The 24,367-nt window shown below is 38.9% G+C and carries 24 protein-coding genes; all 24 read left to right on the forward strand.

Annotation, left to right across the window (positions count from 1 at the left end; all coding sequences use genetic code 11):
* The coding region (locus tag QZ620_RS07105; RefSeq protein ID WP_295180309.1) for an NRAMP family divalent metal transporter at positions 1-627 on the forward strand (627 nt) is incomplete at its 5' end.
* The gene (gene pxpA, locus QZ620_RS07110) at positions 624-1,364 is read left to right on the forward strand and encodes a 5-oxoprolinase subunit PxpA (protein ID WP_295180310.1); all 741 of its coding nucleotides are present in this window, start codon (positions 624-626) and stop codon (positions 1,362-1,364) included. The genes QZ620_RS07105 and pxpA, both read left to right, overlap by 4 nt.
* Positions 1,365-1,369: 5 nt before the next feature.
* Entirely contained in the window at positions 1,370-2,098 is a 729-nt protein-coding gene (pxpB, locus tag QZ620_RS07115) for a 5-oxoprolinase subunit PxpB (RefSeq protein WP_295180311.1), read from the forward strand.
* Positions 2,067-2,945: a biotin-dependent carboxyltransferase family protein gene (locus tag QZ620_RS07120; protein WP_295180312.1), complete on the forward strand. Its 879-nt coding sequence runs from the start codon at positions 2,067-2,069 to the stop codon at positions 2,943-2,945. Before pxpB ends, QZ620_RS07120 begins: the two co-directional genes overlap by 32 nt.
* Positions 2,946-3,195: 250 nt before the next feature.
* Complete coding sequence (locus QZ620_RS07125; protein ID WP_295180313.1) at positions 3,196-3,588, forward strand: hypothetical protein; 393 nt, start codon at positions 3,196-3,198, stop codon at positions 3,586-3,588.
* Between the two features lie 8 nt (positions 3,589-3,596).
* Positions 3,597-4,334: a hypothetical protein gene (locus QZ620_RS07130; RefSeq protein WP_295180314.1), complete on the forward strand. Its 738-nt coding sequence runs from the start codon at positions 3,597-3,599 to the stop codon at positions 4,332-4,334.
* A 59-nt stretch (positions 4,335-4,393) separates the two neighbouring features.
* Positions 4,394-5,182: a histidine kinase gene (locus QZ620_RS07135; RefSeq protein WP_295180315.1), complete on the forward strand. Its 789-nt coding sequence runs from the start codon at positions 4,394-4,396 to the stop codon at positions 5,180-5,182.
* On the forward strand, positions 5,175-5,807 hold the full coding sequence (locus QZ620_RS07140) for a response regulator transcription factor (RefSeq protein WP_295180316.1): 633 nt from the start codon (positions 5,175-5,177) through the stop codon (positions 5,805-5,807). Before QZ620_RS07135 ends, QZ620_RS07140 begins: the two co-directional genes overlap by 8 nt.
* A gap of 90 nt (positions 5,808-5,897) precedes the next feature.
* Positions 5,898-7,421, forward strand: coding sequence for a bifunctional GNAT family N-acetyltransferase/carbon-nitrogen hydrolase family protein (locus QZ620_RS07145; RefSeq protein ID WP_295180317.1), 1,524 nt, complete (start codon positions 5,898-5,900; stop codon positions 7,419-7,421).
* Positions 7,422-7,778: 357 nt separating this feature from the next.
* On the forward strand, positions 7,779-9,452 hold the full coding sequence (gene ilvD / locus QZ620_RS07150) for a dihydroxy-acid dehydratase (RefSeq protein WP_295180318.1): 1,674 nt from the start codon (positions 7,779-7,781) through the stop codon (positions 9,450-9,452).
* 12 nt (positions 9,453-9,464) lie between these two features.
* On the forward strand, positions 9,465-11,198 hold the full coding sequence (gene ilvB / locus QZ620_RS07155; RefSeq protein WP_295180319.1) for a biosynthetic-type acetolactate synthase large subunit: 1,734 nt from the start codon (positions 9,465-9,467) through the stop codon (positions 11,196-11,198).
* Positions 11,198-11,737, forward strand: a complete 540-nt coding sequence (ilvN, locus tag QZ620_RS07160) for an acetolactate synthase small subunit (RefSeq protein ID WP_295180320.1) — start codon at positions 11,198-11,200, stop codon at positions 11,735-11,737. The genes ilvB and ilvN overlap by 1 nt, the downstream gene beginning before the upstream one ends.
* Positions 11,734-13,209, forward strand: coding sequence for a ketol-acid reductoisomerase (ilvC, locus tag QZ620_RS07165; RefSeq protein ID WP_295180321.1), 1,476 nt, complete (start codon positions 11,734-11,736; stop codon positions 13,207-13,209). Before ilvN ends, ilvC begins: the two co-directional genes overlap by 4 nt.
* The gene (ilvA, locus tag QZ620_RS07170) at positions 13,209-14,483 is read left to right on the forward strand and encodes a threonine ammonia-lyase IlvA (RefSeq protein WP_295180322.1); all 1,275 of its coding nucleotides are present in this window, start codon (positions 13,209-13,211) and stop codon (positions 14,481-14,483) included. Before ilvC ends, ilvA begins: the two co-directional genes overlap by 1 nt.
* 335 nt (positions 14,484-14,818) lie before the next feature.
* Positions 14,819-15,448, forward strand: a complete 630-nt coding sequence (locus QZ620_RS07175; protein ID WP_295180323.1) for a GNAT family N-acetyltransferase — start codon at positions 14,819-14,821, stop codon at positions 15,446-15,448.
* Positions 15,449-15,463: 15 nt separating this feature from the next.
* Complete coding sequence (locus QZ620_RS07180; protein WP_272958374.1) at positions 15,464-16,645, forward strand: argininosuccinate synthase domain-containing protein; 1,182 nt, start codon at positions 15,464-15,466, stop codon at positions 16,643-16,645.
* 14 nt (positions 16,646-16,659) lie between these two features.
* Positions 16,660-17,622, forward strand: coding sequence for an N-acetyl-gamma-glutamyl-phosphate reductase (gene argC / locus QZ620_RS07185; protein WP_295180324.1), 963 nt, complete (start codon positions 16,660-16,662; stop codon positions 17,620-17,622).
* Positions 17,623-17,646: 24 nt separating this feature from the next.
* A complete protein-coding gene (proC, locus tag QZ620_RS07190) occupies positions 17,647-18,441 on the forward strand; it encodes a pyrroline-5-carboxylate reductase (protein WP_013072212.1) in 795 nt (264 codons plus the stop codon).
* 2 nt (positions 18,442-18,443) lie between these two features.
* Positions 18,444-19,580, forward strand: a complete 1,137-nt coding sequence (locus QZ620_RS07195) for an aminotransferase class III-fold pyridoxal phosphate-dependent enzyme (protein ID WP_295180325.1) — start codon at positions 18,444-18,446, stop codon at positions 19,578-19,580.
* Between the two features lie 22 nt (positions 19,581-19,602).
* Positions 19,603-20,550: an N-acetylornithine carbamoyltransferase gene (locus QZ620_RS07200; protein WP_272956911.1), complete on the forward strand. Its 948-nt coding sequence runs from the start codon at positions 19,603-19,605 to the stop codon at positions 20,548-20,550.
* 355 nt (positions 20,551-20,905) lie between these two features.
* Complete coding sequence (gene argB, locus QZ620_RS07205) at positions 20,906-21,679, forward strand: acetylglutamate kinase (protein WP_272957413.1); 774 nt, start codon at positions 20,906-20,908, stop codon at positions 21,677-21,679.
* On the forward strand, positions 21,679-22,746 hold the full coding sequence (locus QZ620_RS07210) for a M20 family metallo-hydrolase (RefSeq protein WP_295180326.1): 1,068 nt from the start codon (positions 21,679-21,681) through the stop codon (positions 22,744-22,746). The genes argB and QZ620_RS07210 overlap by 1 nt, the downstream gene beginning before the upstream one ends.
* A 75-nt stretch (positions 22,747-22,821) precedes the next feature.
* Entirely contained in the window at positions 22,822-24,096 is a 1,275-nt protein-coding gene (argH, locus tag QZ620_RS07215) for an argininosuccinate lyase (protein WP_295180327.1), read from the forward strand.
* Between the two features lie 2 nt (positions 24,097-24,098).
* Positions 24,099-24,356 carry a GNAT family N-acetyltransferase gene (locus QZ620_RS07220; protein ID WP_295180328.1) on the forward strand — a complete coding sequence of 86 codons (258 nt, stop codon included), beginning with the start codon at positions 24,099-24,101 and terminating at the stop codon, positions 24,354-24,356.
* Positions 24,357-24,367 lie beyond the last annotated feature (11 nt).

Consider the following 24,367-nt stretch of genomic DNA (forward strand, 5'->3'; position numbering starts at 1 on the left):
GTGGGAACTACCGTGGTACCTTATAATTTGTTTTTACATGCATCTTTGGTTGGTGAGAAATGGACAGGTGTCAAACATCTTAAAACTGTACAGAGAGAACTGGTATTTTCGATCATTCTTGGTGGACTCGTTTCTATGGCTATCTTAATATGCGCAGCTTCTTCCGGATTGAGCTCAATTGATGATGTAGCTGGTCTGGCAGTAGGACTGGAGCCATTGTTTGGAAGTATGGCAACCACATTTCTAGCGATCGGATTACTGGCAGCTGGCATCACCTCGTCCATAACAGCCCCTTTGGCAGCAGCTTATGTTGTGAAAGGTTGTCTTGGATGGAAGGCTGGAATGGCCGACTGGAGGTTTAAAGCTGTGTGGATGAGCATAATTATTCTTGGTGTGTTTTTTAGCTCCCTGGGAATTAAACCGGTCGAGATCATTCAATTTGCGCAGGTAGCTAATGGAATTGTGCTTCCAATTATTGCGATATTCCTCTTATGGATCGTCAATCAAGAATCTATTCTGGGTAAATTTAGAAATTCAGCTTTCCAAAACATAATTGGTATCTTGGTAATTGCCCTGGCTATATTCCTGGGCGCGAAATCAATTTATACAGTAATACAGAATTTATGATGAAACAAACCATCCATATAAATTGTGATCTTGGAGAAGGAGGAGAGTTTGACGAGAAGTTAATGCCACTTATTACTGCCTGCAATATTGCCTGTGCAGGACATGCCGGAAACCTTGAAACCATGCATAGAACTGTAAGGCTGGCTCTTGAAAATAACGTAGAAATTGGAGCTCATCCATCCTATCCAGACCGGGCAAACTTCGGAAGAAATCATATGGAAATGACTGCTGAAGAATTGCAACTTTCCATAGAAGGACAGGTGCTAAGTCTAAAGCAAATTGTGGAATCTGAAGGTGGAAAATTAAGTCATGTAAAACTACACGGGGCTCTTTATAATGACGCTGCACGCGATAGGAATATTTCCAATATTGTGTTGAGAAGTCTGGAAGATCTGGGAGGTGATTTAAGGCTATATGTGCCTCTTCACTCTCAACTTGGAGAACTCGCTTTAGGTAGATTTGAACTGTATCAGGAAGCTTTTGCAGATCGAAATTACGAGAAAAATTATGGTCTGGTTCCTCGATCAAACACTCATGCGGTCATTGAGGATAGGGAGATGGTTTTACAACACGTGAGAAGTATCTATAAAGAGAACAAAGTCTTATTGCAAAACGGTGAATTTTTAAAGGCTCAGGCAGATACATATTGCGTGCATTCTGATACCCCTTCGGCGGTGCAAATTCTACAATATTTACAACGTAAATTGGCTGCAGAAAAAATCTATATTAAATCGTAAGACCGATGAAGTGGAAGAGTATTTCGAGAATGGGAGATCGCGGAATTCTGATAGAATTCCCTCAGGAAATTTCAGAAAAAATACTTCAAACTATACTGGAGGCAAAAGTTACGCTATCAAAAATAAATCTTGAACAAAAGGTTGAAATAACTAATACATACGACTCGTTATTAATAAGTTATCCTTCAGCTATAAGAGATGTCTATAGTGAGTTAAAAGTCGTTTCCAATGCTCTTAGAGCTACGAATATATCAAAAAACATCGACAAGCGAATTTTCAAGATTCCTGTTTGCTATGAAGCAGAATATGCTCCAGATTTAAATGATGTAGCCGAGCTTAAAAACATAAAAAAGGAAGAGCTGATTTCCCTTCACTCCACTCCAGTATACCTTGTTTATTTTACCGGGTTTTTACCGGGCTTTTTATACCTGGGTGGATTGAATCAAAAAATTGCAACGGCACGAAAAAACACTCCGCGTAAAATTGTAACAAAAGGTAGCGTGGGAATTGCAGAAGATCAAACCGGAATATATCCGCAAGAGAGTCCGGGTGGATGGCAAATTATTGGTCGAACACCCCTGGATCTTTTTAATGCGAACAGCAAAATTCCCAGTCCGTTTGTTGCTGGAGATTTTGTCCGATTTCAGCCGGTAAGTAATTTGGAATATTTCCAAATTGAGGAAGAGGTTAAGCAAGGAATTTATGAATTCGAAATCATCAAATCCAATGGGTGAAGTAGTTGTTAAGCAGCCGGGATTATTTTCCACGATTCAGGATTTCGGAAGATTTGGATCGAGAAAATATGGTGTTCCTGAGAGTGGAATTATGGATAGATATGCCTTCAAAATTTGCAATCTAATTCTAGGGAATTCTGAGAATGATGCGGTGCTGGAAATAACATTTGTTGGACCTGTTCTTGAATTCAATGCAGCTACAAATATTTGCATTGGAGGGGCAAATCTCAGTCCGAAAATTAACGATTTGAAGATCGATCTAAATACAGCTTATCAAATTAAGGCCGGAGATATTCTATCCTTCGGAAAAAGAAAATCTGGATTCCGATCCTACCTTGCGATTAAAAATGGTTTTCAATCTCCGGAAATTCTGGGAAGTCGAAGTTGGTTCGAAGCTGTTACAGGAAATCATCGACTTCAGAAGAACCAGCTTTTACATTATCGAGCTTCAGAAGCTATCAAAAGTTTTTCTCATTCAGCTATACAGGTAGATACAGATTATCTCAATTCAGAAATGATCGAAACTTATGAAGGTCCAGAATTTGGAAAACTACCAGAATCTTTGCAGAAACTAATTTTTCAGAAGAAACTTATGGTACATGGAGACAGCAACCGTATGGCTGTACAATTTGAAGAATCTATCCAAAATGATCTCAAAGGCATTCATACATCCCCGGTCATGCCGGGAAGCGTTCAACTCACTCCATCAGGACAACTGATTGTGCTTATGAGAGACTGTCAAACTACGGGAGGTTATCCAAGGGTTTTACAATTATCAGAATATGGAATCCAGGTAATTTCTCAAAAAATTCCTGGTGAAGCTGTACAATTTTATAGAAAAAGATGATTTCTTTAAATAGCAAAAAGTGCCAACTAAGTTTATTAATGCTATAGAAAAGACCCTACTCAGAACTACAACTAAACTATGATTGACACTTTTTTTGTCCCCAAAACATTCTAGATAAACTAAAATGACTCTACAAATATAGATACAGTAGTGGCTGTAGAGTAGGGGAATTTTCCCCTTTCTTGTAGATAAACTCGATTTTATTTTTAGAAATTATATTTTAGAGCCAGCAAATCAAACCCTTATCATCGTGAATCCACCAAATAAGTGCATTACTGTCCAGAAAGCTAAAGAACTTCAAAAGGAATGGCGTGAAACCAGATCTATAGTTACTACGAATGGAAAAGAACATAAAGATACCTGTGAGTTCCATTTTGATCTTGAAGAACTTCAGGAATATATCAACTACGTTCGTGAACAATCTAATCAGAATAATGCGGAAAGGCCTGGAATCAATGTCTGGCTCGGAGCTTATCAGGCTGATGGCGATAAACCTAGTCTTAACACCGTTTTTTTCTCAGCTACGCGTAAAATGAAAGCTGAAGAGGAAGATGGTTCTGGGAGAGATTACCTCGAAAATGATGAAATTGAACCAATGAATACTGTAGGAGGTATGTGGCCTCCTTTACCATATAAAGGCTAGGATTTTCTGTGATAAAATTCATTATTGAAAACAAGCTATACATAGGATATCTTATGGAATTCCTTGCGGCTTGTGCTGGAACATTACACCTCATCAAAGCCCGGAATTTAAGAACTGGTGTAAAAATTTTTGTTGGATTCCTATGGTTCAATTTTTTCTATGACCTGCTGGGCATGTACCCAATCTGGGCATATTATGATAATTACCAGTTGGCACCATTTTTAAAAGACACTGCTTTTGCACGTAATTTCTGGTATTATAATAATTTCTATGTCATAAAGTATTTTGTGCTGGGGCAGTTATTTATTTTACAGTTAAACCATCCTGAAAGTCAAAGTCTAAGGAAGATCCTGGCTAAGCTAAAATGGACCTTTGTGATCTACAGTGTACTTTGTTTTGGAAGTTTTGGTAACTATTTATATCAATATGACTATACGGTCATCATATTTGGAACATTCTTTCTCGTAAGCTGTATTATGGCGTACCTGATTCAAATGCTTCGTACAGATGAAATTCTTCAATTTAAGTCAGATGTCATTTTCTATATCGCGGTAGGGCTTATCTTATACGAGTTATGCATTGCACCTATTAATATTTATGGAGGATATTTTAATGAAGGTAATATGGAATTTGTACAATTTTATGTGCGTATTCTCAGGTACGGGAATATTTATTTATACGGAATCTTTATCATAGGTTTTCTGGTAACTTTGAGGAATGGAAGAAAAACTGATATCTTAGCTTAGAATTAATGTTTAATTCTAACAGCTAAATAAGGCCTGCCAGTATTTAAAATCCCATAGAAATGCTTCGGAAAGAAGAGATCATTCTAATTCTCTATTTTATACTGGTGATCGTTGTACTCACCATTTTTACCGTTTTTTTTGTGATCACTTATCAAAAGCGGAAGAATAAGATCTTACAGGAGAAATTTGAGGCAGAACAACAATTTTTAATAGAACTCAATAATACGAAGATTGAGATACAGGAAGCTACATTGAAGAATGTTAGCTGGGAACTCCATGATAATATAGGTCAGTTGCTATCTGTGGCCAGTATCCAGTTGAACATACTTTTAAAGAGATCTAAAGAGGATGCCGCTCCAGCGGTTACAGAGATCAAAGACCTGGTGGCTAATTCCTTAAATGAAGTGCGTTCACTTTCCAGGACGCTAAATAACGAAGTAATTCATACAACCGGGTTGCACAAGTCTGTTCGCGACGAGCTGGAGCGCTATAATCGTATGGATATCCTGCAGGCAGAATTGGAAATTAAAGGTGAGGCCAGAGAAATTAAGCCTGAAAGTGAGATCATTATATTCCGGATTCTGCAGGAATTTTTTAATAATGTCATCAAATATGCTGAAGCCTCTTCACTTGAAGTTCAATTAAACTACCTGGAAGATTCACTGCAGATTCATGCTAGAGATAACGGGAAAGGTTTCGATGATTCTGAAGTAGAAAAAGGTTCCGGAATAATTAATATGTATAGCAGGGCCAGGCTTATAAATGCTCAAATTGATATCCAGAGTAAAGTTGGAGAAGGAACTTCGCTGAAATTAAATTATCCTATTCAAATAACTAGCAATGTCTAAAAGTATAAGCATAGTCGATGATCATAAGCTGTTCGCAAGTTCACTACGGGTTCTGGTGAATTCGTTCGACGGTTTCAAGCTGCTTGATTATTTTAAAAATGGTCAGGAGCTTGTAGACCATGTGCAAAGTGACCTGGAACTTCCTGATGTTCTATTATTGGATATGAGAATGCCAGTAATGGACGGTCTACAGACAATGACCTGGTTAAAAGAAAATCAGCCAGATCTTAAAGTTCTTGCTCTGACTGTAGATCAGGAAGATGAAACGATCATCAGGATGTTGAAACTCGGTGCTCGAGGATATCTTCTGAAGGATATAGATCCAGATGAATTTGAACTCGCCTTAAACAGGATCGTTGATACGGGTTATTATACGAATCAGCTAATTTCTGAAGCTTATAGAAATGAAGGAAAAGCTGAGAAATATGAAGTACTTACTGGCAGGGAGCAGGAATTTTTATGTTACGCCTGTAGTGAGCTTACTTATAAAGCGATCGCTTCAGAAATGAATCTTAGTCCTAAAACTGTAGAAAATTATCGGGAGAGCCTTTTCAATAAGTTACGGGTTAAGAGTAGAGTAGGCCTGGTCATGGTTGCTATAAAAGAAGGGTATTTCAAGATCTAAAAATTTAAGAATACTTTATATCAAAAGCAGCTTTACGTCATTACATAATTCTCGAACTGCAGTATCTTCGTACTTTCAAATTAAATATTCGTGATAGATTCAGCAAAAATAGAACTTCGGAACTTACAGGTTAAGGATTACGAGGAATTGAAGATTTCCATGGTTAAAAGTTACCAGGCTATGCCCGATGAATACTGGAGCAAGGCTGAAATTAAAACCTTGATCACTAAGTTTCCGGAAGGCCAGTTGTGTATCATTATAGATAATCGAATTGCGGGTTGTGCGCTTTCAATTACCGTAAATTATGACAAGTTTGATGATAATCACACTTATGAGGAGATCATTGGGGGAGAAAACTTTTCCACGCATACCAAAAACGGGAATGTTCTCTACGGAATCGATGTATTTATTCACCCTGAATTCCGCGGAATGCGATTGGGTCGAAGACTTTATGAAGCTCGAAAAGAATTATGTGAACACTTGAACCTGAAAGCAATCGTTTTTGGAGGAAGAATTCCGAATTACGCAAAATATGCAGATGAGTTAACTCCAAAGCGTTATATCGAGAAAGTAAAATTGCAGGAAATTCATGATCCAGTACTATCCTTTCAGTTGAGTAATGACTTTCACGTAAAGAAAGTGATCAAGGGATATCTATCCGGAGATCATGAATCCAAGGAATTTGCGACTTTAATGGAATGGAATAATATCTATTATTCGAAACCTCAAAAACTGGTAAATACTACCAAAACAGTGGTTCGACTTGGGCTTGTGCAATGGCAGATGCGTTTGTTCAAAGATTATGAAGCGCTGGTTTCCCAAATCGAATTCTTCGTGGATGCAGTAAGCAATTATCAGAGTGATTTTATACTTTTTCCGGAGCTTTTTAATGCACCATTAATGGCTCAGTTCAATCATCTTTCTGAGCCGGAAGCCATTCGTGCGTTATCAGACTATACCGAGAAATTGCTGGAAACCTTCCGGGAGTTCGCGATCAACTACAACATTAATATCATTACCGGAAGTATGCCAATGCCAGAAGGTGAGCATATGTACAACGTAGGATATCTTTGCAGAAGGGATGGAAGCTACGAACGCTATGAAAAACTGCATATCACGCCAGCAGAGGAATCTGCCTGGGGAATGAAAGGCGGTAATAAACTGGAAACATTTGATACTGATTGCGGGAAAATTGGAGTCCTAATTTGTTATGATGTTGAATTTCCTGAAGTTTCGAGATTACTTGCCGAGGAAGGAATGAATATTTTATTTGTACCATTCATGACCGATACGCAGAATGGATATTCTCGCGTAAAGATCTGCGCTCAGGCACGCGCAGTGGAAAATGAATGTTATGTTGCCATCGCCGGGTCTGTTGGAAATTTGCCCAAGGTAGATAATATGGATATTCAGTACGCTCAAAGTGCTGTATTAACCCCTTCAGATTTTGCTTTTCCTGTAAACGGAATCAAAGCGGAAGCTACTCCAAATACTGAAAGTACTTTACTGGTAGATGTCGATCTGGATCTACTAAAAGAGTTACATAATTTCGGAAGTGTTCGAAATATGAAAGACAGAAGAAAGGATCTATATTCTTTACGAAGAAAAAAATAGAATATTCAGCTGAAATTGAGGAGGTTTTAGAACTTTTTATTAGTTTTAAACCATGATTAGTATTGTTGAAAAATTCGTTGTGGCGGTGTTGGAAATTTTGTTCTAAAAAATTCCGACATTCCATTTTATCATAAGCTCACGAAGCCACCATAACTGGTGGCTTTTTTTATTCTGGTAATATTAATTTCTACACAGGAATAGTTCTAGGGATCGTAAACAAATGCTATTTAAACAACTGTAATTCAACTATATAGGTGATTAGTTCTTCAATTAGCGTTCATTCAGTCATTTAATATCACGACCTAAGGTGTTCGATTCCCAGTATTTTTAATTCTTACAGAACAGAATTGAAATTTAATGAACACCAAATATAGCAGTACCATAACGCAAAGTAATTCTCAACCAGCTTCCCAAGCCATGCTTCACGCCATTGGATTGAGTAGGGAAGATCTAAAAAAACCATTCGTAGGGATAGGAAGTACCGGGTATGAAGGTAATCCCTGTAATATGCATCTCAATGATCTCGCAAAAGAGGTTAAAAAAGGGACCCAGCAAGCCGGTATAAACGGACTTATTTTTAATACGATTGGTGTAAGTGATGGAATTTCCATGGGAACCCCAGGAATGCGGTTTTCTCTTCCTTCACGGGATCTAATTGCAGATTCTATGGAAACGGTGGTTAGCGGAATGTCTTATGACGGACTTGTAACTGTAGTTGGCTGTGACAAGAATATGCCAGGAGCACTCATGGCAATGCTAAGATTGAACCGACCTTCGGTATTAGTGTATGGAGGAACGATCTCTTCTGGATGTCATAATGGGAAGAAGCTGGACGTGGTTTCGGCTTTTGAAGCCTGGGGTTCCAAGGTTTCCGGAGAAATGCAGGAAGAGGAGTATCAACAGGTTATCGAAAAAGCCTGTCCTGGTGCCGGCGCTTGTGGTGGTATGTATACTGCAAATACGATGGCTTCAGCAATTGAAGCTCTGGGAATGAGTCTGCCATTTAATAGCTCTAATCCCGCAACCGGTCCTGAAAAGATTCAGGAAAGTGTAAAAGCTGGTGAAGCTATGCAACTGTTGCTCGAAAAAGATCTTAAACCTAAAGATATCGTATCTGCTAAATCTCTGGAAAATGCCATAAGATTATTGACCGTACTTGGTGGTTCTACCAATGCGGTACTTCACTTCCTAGCGATCGCTAAAGCTGCGGAAATCAATTTCGGATTAAAGGATTTTGAAAGAATTTGTGAAGAAACACCGTTTCTGGCTGATCTCAAGCCTAGTGGTAAATATCTTATGGAAGATATCCACAGGATTGGTGGAATCCCAGCCGTCATGAAATACATGCTGGAGAAAGGATTACTTCATGGGGATTGTATGACCGTAACCGGCAAAACTATAGCAGAAAATCTTGAAGAGGTAGAACCTATGCCTTTTGATCAGGATGTAATACACCCGGTGGAGAAACCTATAAAAGCGACAGGACATATTAGAATACTTTACGGAAATCTCGCTCAGGAAGGTTCCGTAGCAAAAATAACAGGAAAAGAAGGTTTAAAATTCCACGGCAAAGCGAAAGTTTTCGATGGTGAATATGATGCCAATGAAGGTATTTCATCTGGAAAGGTCCAGAAAGGTGATGTAGTCGTCATTAGATATGAAGGTCCTAAAGGTGGTCCTGGAATGCCAGAGATGTTAAAGCCTACTTCAGCAATTATGGGAGCTGGTCTGGGTAAAGATGTAGCATTGATCACCGATGGTAGATTTTCTGGAGGAACTCATGGATTCGTAGTGGGGCATATCACTCCGGAAGCACAACAGGGCGGACTAATTGGATTGCTGAAGGATGGCGATGAAATAAGTATCAATGCCGAAACAAATAAGATCGAAGCTCATTTGAGTGATGAAGAAATAAGTAAGAGAAGAGCATTATGGAAAGCACCCGCTTTTAAAGCAAAAGGAGGTGTGCTTTATAAATACGCAAAAACAGTAGCATCAGCATCAGAAGGATGCGTGACAGATGAATTTTAATTAGGTGGAAATATGGAGGTTAAAACAGCAAGTTTCGAAAAGCAAAGCAAGAAAAAAAGCCTGACCGTATCAGGAGCAGAGGCGGTGATTAAATGTTTGCTAGAAGAAGGTGTAGATACTATTTACGGATATCCTGGAGGGGCGATCATGCCTGTATATGATGAACTGTATAAATATCAGAAGGAAATTCACCATGTGCTCACCAGGCACGAACAGGGAGCAACGCATGCTGCCCAGGGTTATGCCAGAGTTTCAGGAAAAGTAGGGGTCGCTGTGGCAACTTCCGGTCCGGGAGCTACCAATCTTGTAACCGGTATTGCAGATGCGCAAATCGATTCCACTCCAATGGTTTGTATCACTGGCCAGGTTGGGTCCCATCTTCTGGGTTCAGATGCTTTTCAGGAAACCGATATTGTAGGTATTTCTACACCGGTAACCAAATGGAACTACCAGATCACCAATGCTGAAGAAATTCCCGAAGTAATGGCGAAAGCTTTTTATATCGCAAGGTCGGGAAGACCAGGGCCGGTACTAATCGATATTACCAAGGATGCCCAGTTTGCCTCGTTGGAATTCAATTATAAAAAATGTTCCGGAATAAGAAGTTACCAGCCGATCCCGGAATTAAATCTTCTGGAAGTACAACGCGCTGCAGAAGTGATCAATAAAGCTAAAAAACCATTGATCGTTTGGGGACAGGGAGTGATCCTGGGAGGAGCTGAAGATCTATTTAAACAGGTTGTAGAAAAATCTGGAATTCCTGCTGCATGGACGATTCTCGGACTTTCGGCATTACCAACAGATCATCCATTAAACGTGGGAATGGTGGGAATGCATGGAAATTACGCACCAAATATGCTTACCAATGAATGCGATGTTTTAATTGCTATTGGGATGAGGTTTGATGACCGGGTTACCGGAAATCTGGAAAAATACGCGAAACAGGCAAAGATCATTCATTTCGAGATAGACCCGGCTGAAATTAATAAAAATGTTCAAGCAGATTACCCGGTTCTGGGGGATGTAAAAGAAAGTCTGAAGGCATTGCTTGAATTACTGGAGCCATATTCTCACAAGGAATGGCACCAGAAGTTTAAGGATATGTACAAAACTGAATATGAGAAAGTGATTCAGGGAAATTTAGATGTACACAAGAAAGATCTGGGAATGGCTGAGGTCATTCAGGAAGTAAATATTCAATCTAAAGGAGATGCGATCATTGTTTCAGATGTTGGTCAGCACCAGATGGCAGCCTGCCGTTATGCCAAATTCAATCAGTCAAGAAGTAATGTGACTTCCGGGGGATTAGGAACCATGGGATTTGCGTTACCAGCAGCCATAGGAGCGAAAATGGCAAAACCAGAAAGAGATGTTGTGGCGGTTATAGGTGATGGCGGTTACCAGATGACCATACAGGAATTAGGGACCATTTTCCAGACCAAAGTTCCAGTCAAGATCGTGCTTTTAAATAACGGATTCCTGGGAATGGTAAGACAATGGCAGCAAATGTTTTTTGATAGGCGTTATGCCTCCACAACCATGGTAAATCCAGATTTTATTACGATCGCCAAAGGTTATCATATTAAAGCAAACCAGGTAACCGAAAGGAGTCAGCTTGAGTCGGCAGTAAAAGAAATGATGCAAAGCGATGAAGCCTATTTCCTTGAAGTAAAAGTTGAACAGGAAGAAAATGTGTTCCCAATGATTCCAACCGGAGCATCAGTTTCAGAAATATTATTAGAGTAATGGAAAAACAGAACTATACAGTTTCGATTTATACCGAAAATAATCTTGGTCTACTTTCCAGGATTGCTGCAATCTTTTTGAAAAGGCATATTAACATTGAAAGTATAACGGCTTCCCCAAGCGAGGTGAACGAAGTGATGCGCTTTATTATTATCGTGAAGGTTTCCGAAGAACAGATCAAGAAGATCGTAGGACAGATCGAAAAGCAGATCGAGGTGATCAAAGCTTTTTATCATACCGATGCGGAAACGATCTACCAGGAAACAGCTTTGTATAAGATCAAATCTGAAGATTTTCTGGATGATCATAATATTCAGGATTTTATTAAAGAGACCAATGCGCGTATTGTGACCGTAACCAGGCAGTTTTTTGTAATAGAAAAGACCGGAAAACGTATAGAGGTCGATCAGCTTTATGAAAAACTAAAACCCTACGGACTCATGCAATTTGTAAGGTCTGGAACCATCGCAGTCACCAAGAATGAAATGCCGATATCAGGAATACTAGAAAAATTTAATACCACAAACTCATTATCATGACCAACTATTTTAACAGCCTGTCCAAAGCTGAAAAACTCGATCAATTAGGTACCTGTAGATTCATGGAGCTGGATGAATTCAGTAACGAAGCAGATGCTTTAAAAGATAAGAAAATAGTCATTGTAGGCTGCGGTGCACAGGGTCTCAATCAGGGGCTCAATATGCGTGACAGCGGTCTGGATATTTCATATGCACTTAGAGAAAGCGCGATCAAGGAAAAACGTCAATCCTGGAAAAATGCTTCAGAAAATGATTTCACAGTTGGAACTTATGAAGAGTTGATCCCGGATGCAGACCTTGTGATTAACCTTACCCCGGATAAGCAACATACAAACGTGATCAAAGCTATTCAGCCTTATTTGAAAAAAGGAGCCGTACTTTCCTATTCTCACGGCTTCAATATCGTGGAAGAAGGAATGAAGATTCGGGAGGATGTTACCGTGATCATGGTCGCTCCAAAATGTCCTGGATCTGAAGTTAGAGAGGAATACAAACGTGGTTTTGGAGTCCCAACATTGATCGCAGTTCATCCTGAAAATGATCCTAAAGGCGTGGGACTGGAATGGGCGAAAGCTTATGCTTATGCTACAGGAGGTCATCGCGCGGGAGTACTGGAATCTTCTTTTGTTGCGGAAGTAAAATCTGATCTTATGGGTGAACAAACCATCCTGTGTGGTGTTTTACAAACCGGATCCATTCTAACTTTTGACAAAATGGTTTCTGAAGGTCTGGATAAGAACTACGCAGCAAAACTAATTCAGTATGGTTGGGAAACGATTACGGAAGCTTTGAAGCACGGCGGAATCACCCAGATGATGGACAGACTTTCAAATCCTGCAAAGATGAGAGCCTATGAAATTTCAGAAGAACTAAAGGAAAAAATGCGTCCGTTGTTTCAGAAGCATATGGATGATATCATTTCAGGTGAGTTTAGTAGCAGGATGATGCGGGACTGGGCGAAAGATGATACCGAGTTGCATACCTGGAGAGCTGAAACTGAGAATACAGCTTTTGAGAAAACTGAAGCAACTTCAGAAGAGATTACAGAACAGGAGTATTTTGATAAGGGAGTTCTACTGGTTGCCTTTGTGAAATCTGGGGTGGAACTAGCCTTTGAAACGATGGTAGATGCCGGGATTATCGAGGAGTCTGCTTATTATGAATCCTTGCATGAAACTCCCCTTATAGCGAATACCATCGCCAGAAAAAAACTATACGAAATGAACCGCGTAATTTCAGATACTGCGGAATATGGATGTTATTTATTCGATCATGCAGCGAAACCACTGATCAAGGATTATGTGTATTCTCTGGAACCTGAAGTTGCCGGAAGAAAATTTGCTTCAGAAGATATAAGAGTGGATAATGAGGAATTGTCAAAAGTGAATCAGGAGATCAAAGAGCATCCCGTAGAGAAGGTAGGCGCAACTTTACGATCTGCGATGACTGCAATGAAGAAAATATACGCTTAATGGAAACTCTGCTGGAAAAGGATACGATTTACAAACCTAGTCTTAAAGCGGTTAAAGAGGCTTCGGAAAGGATCTCAAAGGTGGTGCTGAAAACTCCTTTAGCTGAATCTTTTACCTATAGCAAGCGCTTTGATGCAAAGGTAATGCTGAAGCGTGAGGATTTACAACAGGTTAGATCCTATAAAATTCGTGGAGCCTATAATAAAATTTCCAGTTTACCACAGGAACAGCTTGAAAAAGGTGTGATCTGTGCCAGTGCCGGCAATCATGCTCAGGGTGTTGCCTTTGCCTGCAATAAGCTCAAAGTTAAAGGAGTGATCTATATGCCTGGCACCACGCCACAACAAAAGGTAGAGCAAACTGAAATGTTCGGTGGTGAATGGGTGGAAGTAGTGCTGAAGGGTGATACCTATGATGATTCCTATAAGAGTGCGATGGCGCATAGGGCTGAAAAAGGACTTATTTTTATTCATCCTTTCGATGATGAAAAAGTTATTGAAGGTCAGGCGACCATTGCCCTGGAGATCCTTGAGCAGGCAAATGAACCTATAGATTATGTTTTTGCTCCACTTGGCGGTGGCGGACTCCTGGCGGGAATTTCTTCCATGTTCAAGGAACTATCACCCAATACTATAATCATTGGCATCGAACCCGAAGGCGCTCCTTCTATGAAAACCTCTTTGCAGGAAGGCCGGGTGATCGAGCTGGAAAATATAGAGCGATTTGTAGATGGCGCCTCTGTCCAGAAAGTTGGAACGCGAAATTTTGCTATTTGTAAGGAAAACCTGGATGAAATGATTACTGTGCCAGAAGGAAAGATCTGCCAGACCATCCTAGATCTCTATAACCAGGACGCTATGGTGGTGGAACCGGCCGGAGCCATGGCGATTTCAGCCCTGGATCTCTATGCTGAAAAGATCAAGGGTAAGAACGTTGTATGTATCGTTAGTGGCAGTAACAACGATATCATCAGGATGGCCGAGATCAAGGAACGTGCATTGTTATATTCCGGATTAAAACATTATTTCGTGATCGTGTTCCCTCAAAGGGCAGGGGCCTTAAAGGAATTTGTAGCAAAAGTCCTTGGACCAAATGATGATATCACTCATTTTGAATATTCTAAAAAGCATAACAGGTCGAACGGGCCAGCGGTTGTAGGTATTGAGCTGAAGGATCCAGCTGACTTTGAACCTCTTGTAGAAAGAATGAAAAAGAAGAATTTCTACGGGGAATATTTGAATAATAATCCAAATTTATTTCAATTTTTGATCTAGAACTGCCTGTACCTTAAAAATTTATATACATTTGTAATATGATTTCGATCAATAAGATAATATTAGTCCGTTTCCATTTCAGGCCCCGCCGCCGCTTCTAGGCAGCACCCCGAAACGACTTTTTATTAATATTATCTTACATCCCAATTTTGAACTACATAAACGGCATAGAATACAAATTAACTATCAGATCATTCTCTGATATTTCCCCTATGCGCCGCCGTTTTCCCCGTCGCACGTAAGTGCGTCTATATATCTATGGAACTTAGGTGAGTCCGGTTCCGCTCTCGATAACCCAGATCAAAATATAATTTCCAACATAAATCTTTTAGCAGATGAAAATTCTCATTGCTAATAAATCTCACGCTTCCTATGCTGAGATCATTTGTAATACTATCGAAGAATCGGCAAAGGTTCGGGGTACCGGTATTGCGCGCAGAACTCCTGAATATATCATCAATAAGATGGAGAAGGGAAATGCTGTGATCGCTCTCAAAGAGGAAAAGTTTGCCGGTTTCTGTTATATAGAAACCTGGAGCCACGACAAGTATGTGGCCAATTCCGGACTCATTGTCCATCCCGATTTTAGAAATCAGGGACTGGCGAAAGATATCAAAAATGTCATTTTTGATCATTCCCGAAAGAAATATCCGGATGCTAAAATATTCGGGATCACCACAGGTTTAGCAGTCATGAAGATCAATTATGATCTGGGCTATCAACCGGTCACTTTTTCTGAACTTACCGATGATGAAGCTTTTTGGAAAGGTTGCCAAACCTGTAAAAACTACGATATTCTAACCCGTACAGAACGTAAAATGTGTTTGTGTACAGGAATGCTTTACGATCCTGAAAAAAAGAAAAAGGATAGAAAAAAGCGTGAGCTTAATGACAAAACTTTTACCCGATTAAAAAATATAAAACAAAGTCTTTTCTATAAAAAGGAAAGAAATAACCTAGATTAAAACTTACCAATAAAAATGAAAAAAGTAGTTATTGCCTACAGCGGCGGATTAGATACTTCATATTGTGCAAAATCATTGTCTAATGAAGGTTTCGAAGTGCATGCAGTAAGCGTGAATACCGGAGGATTCTCTAAAGAAGAAGTTCAAAAAATAGGAGACAATGCCAAGAAAATAGGAGCAACCACCTATAAAAATATCGATGCGGTTTCTTCATTTTATACTAAGGTAGTAAAGTATCTTATTTTTGGTAATGTTTTAAAAAATAACACCTATCCGCTTTCTGTAAGTGCAGAACGTATCGTACAGGCTATTGAGATTATAAATTATGCCAAAGAAATTGGTGCAAAATATATCGCTCATGGTAGTACCGGTGCAGGTAACGACCAGGTTAGATTCGATATGATCTTCCAGATTATTGCTCCTGAAATTGAAATTATTACTCCGATTCGTGATAAACAGTTAAGCCGACAGGAAGAAATTGATTACCTAAAGGAAAACGGAGTAGAAATGAACTGGGAGAAGTCTAAATATTCAGTGAATAAAGGACTTTGGGGCACCAGTGTAGGAGGAGCCGAAACTTTAACTTCTAACGAGCCATTACCAGAATCGGCATTTCCATCCCAACTTTCAGAAAAAGAGATAGGTAAAATTAGCTTAAGTTTTACCAAAGGAGAGCTTACCGCTATTAATGATAAAGAGAATTCTCCTGAAAATAATATCCAGATTCTTGAAGAAATCGCTAAAAAATATGCGATTGGTCGGGATATCCACGTTGGAGATACCATCATCGGGATTAAAGGTAGGGTAGGTTTTGAAGCTGCTGCGGCAAGCATTATTATAAAATCACATCATTTGTTAGAAAAACATACGCTTAGTAAATGGCAGTTACAACATAAAGATTATGTAGCGAACTGGTATGGGACACATTTACATGAAGGTCAGTATTTAGATCCTGTAATGCGTGATTTTGAAGCTTTATTGCAAAGTTCTCAGGAAAGGGTAACCGGTAAAGTGTTTGTTAGCCTACATCCGTACCGATTTATTTTAGACGGAATTTCTTCACCTTACGATCTGATGAATAGCAATTTTGGAAATTATGGAGAAGAAAATAAAGCTTGGACCGCAAATGATGCTAAAGGATTTATTAAAATTCTATCCAATGCCGGTAAGATATACCAGTCGGTAGAAAATAACTAAATATTAAGGATATCATGATCAAAGCAGGAATAATCGGCGGAGCAGGATATACGGCAGGGGAACTGGTTAGAATTTTAACCTATCATCCAAATGTTGAACTCGATTTTGTATTTAGTACTTCAAGACCGGGAACACCGGTTGCAGGAGTGCACCAGGATTTAATTGGAGAAATCGATCTATTATTTTCAGGAGAAATCAATACAGAAGTAGATGTAGTGTTTTTATGTCTTGGGCATGGGAATTCGATAAAGTTTTTAGCAGAAAATACATTTTCAGCGAACACAAAAATTGTAGATCTGAGTACTGATTATAGAATGGATGGTAACCATGATTTTGTTTACGGTTTACCTGAATTTAAAAAAGATGCGATCAAAAAAGCGAATTTTATCGCAAACCCGGGTTGTTTTGCAACGGCGATAAGCCTTGCGATTCTTCCGCTTGCAAAAGCAAAGAAAGTTGAAAACGAGTGGCATGTAAATGCAGTTACCGGGGCAACCGGTGCCGGAGTTTCGCTTTCAGCCACAACACATTTTACCTGGAGGGATAACAACTTTTCAGCCTATAAATCTTTTGAGCATCAACATTTAAATGAAATTGGGCAAAGTTTACAATGGCTGCAACCTGAATTAGACATGACCGTAAACTTTATTCCGAATAGAGGAAATTTCTCTCGCGGAATTCATGCCACTGCTTATACGAAGTTCACCGGTAGCCTGGAAGAAGCAAAAGCAATCTATGAAGAGCAATATAAAGATGCTGCTTTCACCTTTTTGACTGAAGAAAATATTCATCTAAAACAAGTGGTAAACACCAATAAATGTTTGTTGAAATTAGAGAAATTTGGGGATAAATTATTAATCACCAGTGTAATCGATAATTTATTAAAAGGAGCATCGGGACAGGCCGTACAGAATATGAATTTAATGTTCGGTTTACCGGAAAGTTCAGGATTGCATCTTAAAGCTAGTTATTTCTAGAACCAATTTCTAAAAACTTAAACCATGAAAATAGCGATTATCGGTGCGGGAAATTTAGGAAAGTCTATTGCCAAGGGACTTATCGTAAATAATGCGTTTACCACGCTTTACCTCACCAAAAGAAATACTGAAGCGATTAAATCTTATGAAGAATACTCTAAGGTTACGGTAACTTCAGACAATCAGGAAGCAGTTAAAAATTCAGATATTCTGATTTTTGCGGTACAGCCTCAGCAATTAGAACGAATTTTAGAAGAAATAAAAGATTTGCTTACTGATAAGCATGTGCTTATTTCAACAATAACCGGGTTCAAAATCGATAGAATTGAAGCCATAGTTGGGAAAGATCAGTTTATCATACGTGCCATGCCTAATACAGCGATAGCTGTTGGAAAATCGATGACATGTATGTGTTCTAACGAAAAAGGAGAAAAGCGTATCGCTATCGCCGAGGCTATTTTTAATCGCTTAGGAACAAGTATCATTATCAAGGAAAATAAAATGCAGGCCGCAACGGTAATTTGTGCCAGTGGTATTGCTTTTTGGATGCGCTTAATTCGTGCAACCACACAGGGAGCCGTACAACTTGGTTTTGACGCAAAGGATGCACAGCAACTGGCGATGAATACCTGTTTGGGAGCCGCGAGTTTATTGGTAGAATCTGGGAAGCATCCCGAGGAAGAAATTGATAAAGTAACCACACCAAAGGGTTGCACTATCGAAGGATTGAACGAGATGGAACACAATGGGTTAAGTTCTTCTTTAATTAAAGGCTTACAAGCATCTTTCAAAAAAATAAATAACATTTCAGAACAATAAATATGGAGCTTTTTGATGTTTATCCATTATTCGATATCACTCCTGTAAAAGGCGAAGGCACGCATGTTTTCGATAAGGATGGTAAAAAATATCTTGATCTTTACGGCGGGCATGCCGTAATTTCTATAGGACATTCGCATCCTGCTTATGTGAATGCAATTTCTAACCAGGTACGTCAGCTTGGTTTTTATTCAAACTCGATTAAAAATCCGTTACAGGTAGAACTGGCCGAAAAATTAGGCAAGTTGTCGGGTTGTGAGGAGTATCAGTTGTTTTTATGTAATTCTGGTGCCGAAGCTAACGAGAATGCTTTAAAGTTAGCCTCCTTTGCTACAGGTAAAGAGCGCATAATTTATTTTGAAAATGCGTTTCATGGAAGAACCTCTGGAGTAGTAGCCGTTACCGATAATGAAAGTATTAAAGCGCCGTTTAATAAAGGTCATAAAATAACCAAAATCGCCTTTAATGATGCAGAAACTTTAGCCTCAGAATTGCAAAAAGGAGATGTGGCTGCAGTAATTTTTGAAGTGATTCAGGGTGTTGGAGGTTTAGATGAAGCAACCACGGAATTCTATCAGCAAATTGAAAAATTAGCCAAAGAAAACGGAGCGATGATCATTGCAGACGAAGTTCAGGCTGGTTATGGAAGAACAGGTGACTTTTTCGCTTTTCAGAAGCATAATATTCATCCTGATATTATTTCAATAGCGAAAGGAATGGGAAATGGTTTCCCAATTGGTGGGGTTTTGATCGATAAAAATATCGCTCCAAAATATGGAATGTTGGGAACTACCTTTGGCGGAAATCATCTGGCTTGTGCTGCAGGATTAGCGGTATTGAATATTCTTGAAAAAGAAGAATTGCTGCAGAATGCTTCAGCCATGTTCGATTACGTAAAAGAGCAGGCAAAAGAAATTCCGCAGATAAAAAATATTAAAGGACGCGGATTAATGATTGGTTTAGAATTCGATTTTGAAGTCGCCAGTCTTAGAAAAGATATGTTGTATGTGCATCAAATCTTTACGGGATCTGCCGCCAACAAGAATCTGCTTAGAATTTTACCGCCGCTAAATATCGAAAAGAAACATTTTGATACCTTTTTTAAAGCTTTAAAGATCAGTTTAGCGAACCAAAAATAACCCCTAAAATTAACCAATTTCAATGAAACATTACACAAGCGTTCACGATATCGAAAACCTTGATGAATTAATACAAGAAGCGATTCAGCTTAAAAAAGAAAACTCAGCTGCCACTTTAGGAAAAGGAAAAACCCTGGGCTTGTTGTTTTTTAATTCCAGTTTACGTACGCGTTTAAGTACAGAAAAAGCTGGCCGACTTTTAGGAATGGAAGTGCTTACGATGAATGTTGGTGCAGATGGATGGGCCTTGGAATTTGAAGATGGAGCGGTTATGAATTCGGATAAAGCAGAACATATTAAGGAAGCCGCTGCCGTATTGTCGCAATATTGTGATGTAATTGGTGTGCGTGCTTTTCCTGGGTTAAAAGACAAGGTGAAAGATGAAGAAGAGCAGGTAATTAATGCGTTTAAAAAGTATGCAAGTGTACCTGTGGTAAATTTAGAAAGTTCTACCGGGCATCCGCTACAGGCCTTGACCGACGCGATATCGATCACCGAATTAAAGAAGAAAGATAAGCTAAAAGTAGTATTGACCTGGGCTCCACATCCCAAAGCTTTGCCACAATCGGTACCTAATTCTTTTGCTGAAATGATGCAGAAAATGGTCGTTGATTTTTGTGTAGCAAACCCTGAGGGTTACGATCTAAGCAACCGGGTTTTAAATGATACCAAAGTATATCATAATCAGGATGAGGCCTTAAAAGATGCCGATTTTGTATATGTGAAGAATTGGAGTAGTTATGAGAAGTACGGTGAAGTATTATCTACCGATTCAAATTGGACATTTTCTAAAGAGAAATTAGCGCTTACCAACGATGCTAAAGTGATGCATTGTTTGCCAGTTAGACGAAATGTGGTAATTTCAGACGAGGTTTTGGATAGTGAAAATTCAGCTGTAATTCATCAGGCAAATAATAGAACTTATGCCGCACAAGCAGTTTTAAAACGAATTTTGGAAAAGCTGGATTAAATGCGGTGATTGGGTGATGCGTTGATTTGATAATGTGCGAATTTGAAACAAGATTTAAGAATCAGGAATCAAGAATATAGAATAGAGACAAGAGAGGATAGATGCTGTGATCAGTAAATTTTGAAAGGTTTAAAGCTAAGTTTTGATGTATATATTTTTAATTTGAAGATGAGAACTGCAAGAAACCTTAAACCTTAAACTTTGGAACTTTGAACTCAACTGTCACTTCGAGTGATTTTGTTGGAGCCATAGCGAAGATAAAATTGTATCGAGAAGTCTGATTTTAAATGTTAAATCCTGAAAAGCTAAAATCTCACTACTCAATACTCATTACTTAATACTAACTACTAAAAAGATGAAACCACTAAAAGTTGTAAAAATAGGAGGAAAGTTGATCGAAGATTCCGCCAAATTCGATGAATTTCTGGAAGATTTTAAAAACCTGGAAGGTTATAAGATCCTGGTGCATGGTGGTGGAAATATGGCAACTCAGATTTCAGAAAAATTAGGCTACGAAACAAAGATGGTTGACGGTCGTCGCATAACCGATGAAGATACGGTGAAAGTGATTACCATGGTGTATGGCGGTCTTATCAATAAAAACATAGTTGCAAAATTACAATCGATGCATACCAATGCAATTGGGCTTTGCGGTGCTGATGGGCAAAGCATCTTATCGGTAAAAAGACCGGTTAAAAATATTGATTATGGATTTGTAGGTGATATTGAGAAGGTGAATTCTGAATTTATTGGGGCTCTTTTGGAGGACGGAGTAGTACCGGTTTTTTCTGCAATCTCCTGTACCAAAGATGGAGTACTGCTTAATACCAACGCCGATTCGATCGCTTCAGAAATTGCCCGGGCGATGAGCAAATCTTATGAAACTGAACTTTATTACTGTTTTGAAAAACAAGGTGTACTCGCAGATGCTTCGGATGACGAATCGGTAATTAAGGAAATAGATTTTCTTCAATATAAAACGCTGGTAGAAAAACAAGTCATTACCGATGGGATGTTACCAAAACTTCAAAATTGTTTTGAAGCCTTAGAACAGGGAGTACAGAAAATTCATCTGGGAAATCACCAATCTTTAAAAGAAAATACAACACATACAAAAATCATTCAGTAATGGATATTAAAGAACTTCAGCAAGAAGCCCTTCAATTACTTCAACATCTCATACAAACACCATCATTTTCTGGCGAAGAAGACCAAACGGCGCAACTATTAGAGGAGTGGTTTGTTAAGTATAAGATTCCTCATAAAAGGCATTTAAATAATGTGTGGGCAACGAATAAAGCTTTTGAGGAGGCAAAGCCTACCTTATTGCTAAACTCGCACCATGATACCGTAAAACCAAATGCGGCGTACACTAACGATCCTTTTAAAGCTGAAATTCGTGATGGAAAACTTTTTGGTTTAGGAAGTAATGATGCTGGAGGTTGTTTGGTTTCATTATTGGCGACGTTCACGTATTTTTATGATCGCGAAGATTTGAATTATAATATCATTTTTGCCGGTACTGCAGAAGAAGAAACTAATGGTAAAAACGGGATTGCCTGTATGTTGCCTATAATGCCGAAGGTGGATGTGGCCATTGTAGGCGAACCAACGCTAATGGACTTGGCGGTTGCAGAAAAAGGTTTGGTGGTTTTTGACGCGGTGGTGAAAGGAACACCATCACATGCGGCGCATCCCAATAACGATAATGCCATCTATAAAACTGCAGAAGTTTTAAAATGGTTCGAGGCGATCAAGTTTCCTGAAGTTTCTAAGCAATTGGGAGAAGTAAAATTAACCGTAACCCAGATCAATGCCGGAACACAGCATAACGTGGTTCCTGCAAAAGTAGATCTGGTAATCGATGTGAGGGTAAATGATTGTTATTCTAATGAGCAGATTAGCGACTTTTTGAAAGAAAATGCACCGGTAGATCATATTGTGCCTAGATCACTACGATTAAATTCATCTAATATTCCATTGGATCATGATCTTGTGAAAGCAGGATTAGATCTGGGAATGAAAACCTATGGATCACCAACCCTTTCAGATCAGGCGATGCTGAAATGTTCCTCGTTGAAATTAGGGCCTGGGGATAGCACAAGATCACATTCAGCAGATGAATTTATTTATGTGAACGAGGTAGAGGAAGGAATAGAAAAATATATCGCCTTATTAGAAAAGGCGCTGAGATAATTTAGAGCAATCAAACCTTACAGGTTATCCCGCATATTTATCGGGACTGTGAGGTTTAAAAAATAAGACATCACAATGAAACTTTGGGATAAAGGAATAAGCATCGATAAGAAAATCGAAAAATTCACGGTAGGAAACGATCGTGAATTGGATATGTACCTGGCTAAATACGATATTACCGCATCGAAAGCACACGCAAAAATGCTTGGAGAGATAGGAATTTTGGAAACAGATGAGGTGCCGGCTTTGTTAACCGAATTGGATAAGCTTCAAAAACAGGTTGAAAATGATGAATTTGTAATTGAAGAAGAATTTGAAGATGTACATTCTAAAATCGAATACGAGCTTACCAAAGTTTTAGGGGATACCGGTAAGAAGATTCATACAGCAAGATCCCGTAATGATCAGGTTTTGGTAGCGATGCAATTATATTTTAAAGAAAATTTAATTGAAATTCATCAAAAAACGGAAGGATTGATCGACATCCTTTTGGGATTAGCCGATCAGTATAAAGAAAAATTACTTCCTGGTTATACGCATTTACAGGTAGCGATGCCATCTTCTTTTGGATTATGGTTCTCTGCGTATGCTGAAATCCTGATCGATGATCTTTTTCAATTAGAGGCCGCTTTAAAAGTGGCAGATCAAAATCCGTTGGGGTCTGCTGCGGGTTATGGCTCTTCCTTTCCTATAGATCGTGAGTTTACTACAAAGGAATTAGGTTTTAAAACCCTAAAATATAATTCGGTGGCAGCGCAAATGAGTAGGGGTAAATGTGAACGTACCGTAACTTCAGCCATTGCAGGATTGGCAAATACATTGGCACGTTTTGCGATGGATATTTGCTTATATATGAGTCAGAATTTTGGATTTATCAGTTTTCCGGATGAACTAACTACCGGAAGCTCGATTATGCCTCATAAAAAAAATCCGGATGTTTTCGAACTGATTCGTGGAAAATCGAATAAGCTTCAGGCCATTTCTACAGAAATGGTTTTAATTACTAATAATTTGCCGAGCGGTTATCATAGGGATTATCAGTTGATCAAAGAAAACAGCATGACTTCGGTAGAAGGAATTAAAGAAATCCTGGATATTTTCTCGTATTCAATTTCACAGATTATCGTTAAAGATATCGATCTTAATGATGAGAAATATAAATACCTGTTTACGGTAGATAGCATTAACGATCTGGTGATCGATGGTGCTAGTTTTAGAGATGCCTATAAAGAGATAGGAGGGCAGGTGCAAAGTGGGACTTATCAACCCGGAGAAGGTAGAAAACACAGTCATTTAGGAAGTAAGGATAATCTGGCTTTAGATCAAATTGCAGCCAAGAAAAAGCTATAAAATTGATTGATTTCAGCCTTCAGTTAGCAAATGAAAAGATTATTTTGAGACCACTGGAACCCGAGGATTTTGATGAAATTTCAAAACTGACTCAGGTTCCAGAGATGTGGTTTTATTTTACTTCAGATCTATCGAATCCTGAAGTGTTGGGGGCTTGGATTGATTCGGCTGTTAAAGATCGTTATGCTTATAAGCGATTAGCTTTTGTTATTATAGAAAAAAACTCAGGGTGGACTTGCAACAAAAAACTGGACAAATAGTTGAATGACTA

It is taken from the genome of uncultured Christiangramia sp. (assembly GCF_913046405.1).
Lineage (GTDB): Bacteria > Bacteroidota > Bacteroidia > Flavobacteriales > Flavobacteriaceae > Christiangramia > Christiangramia marina.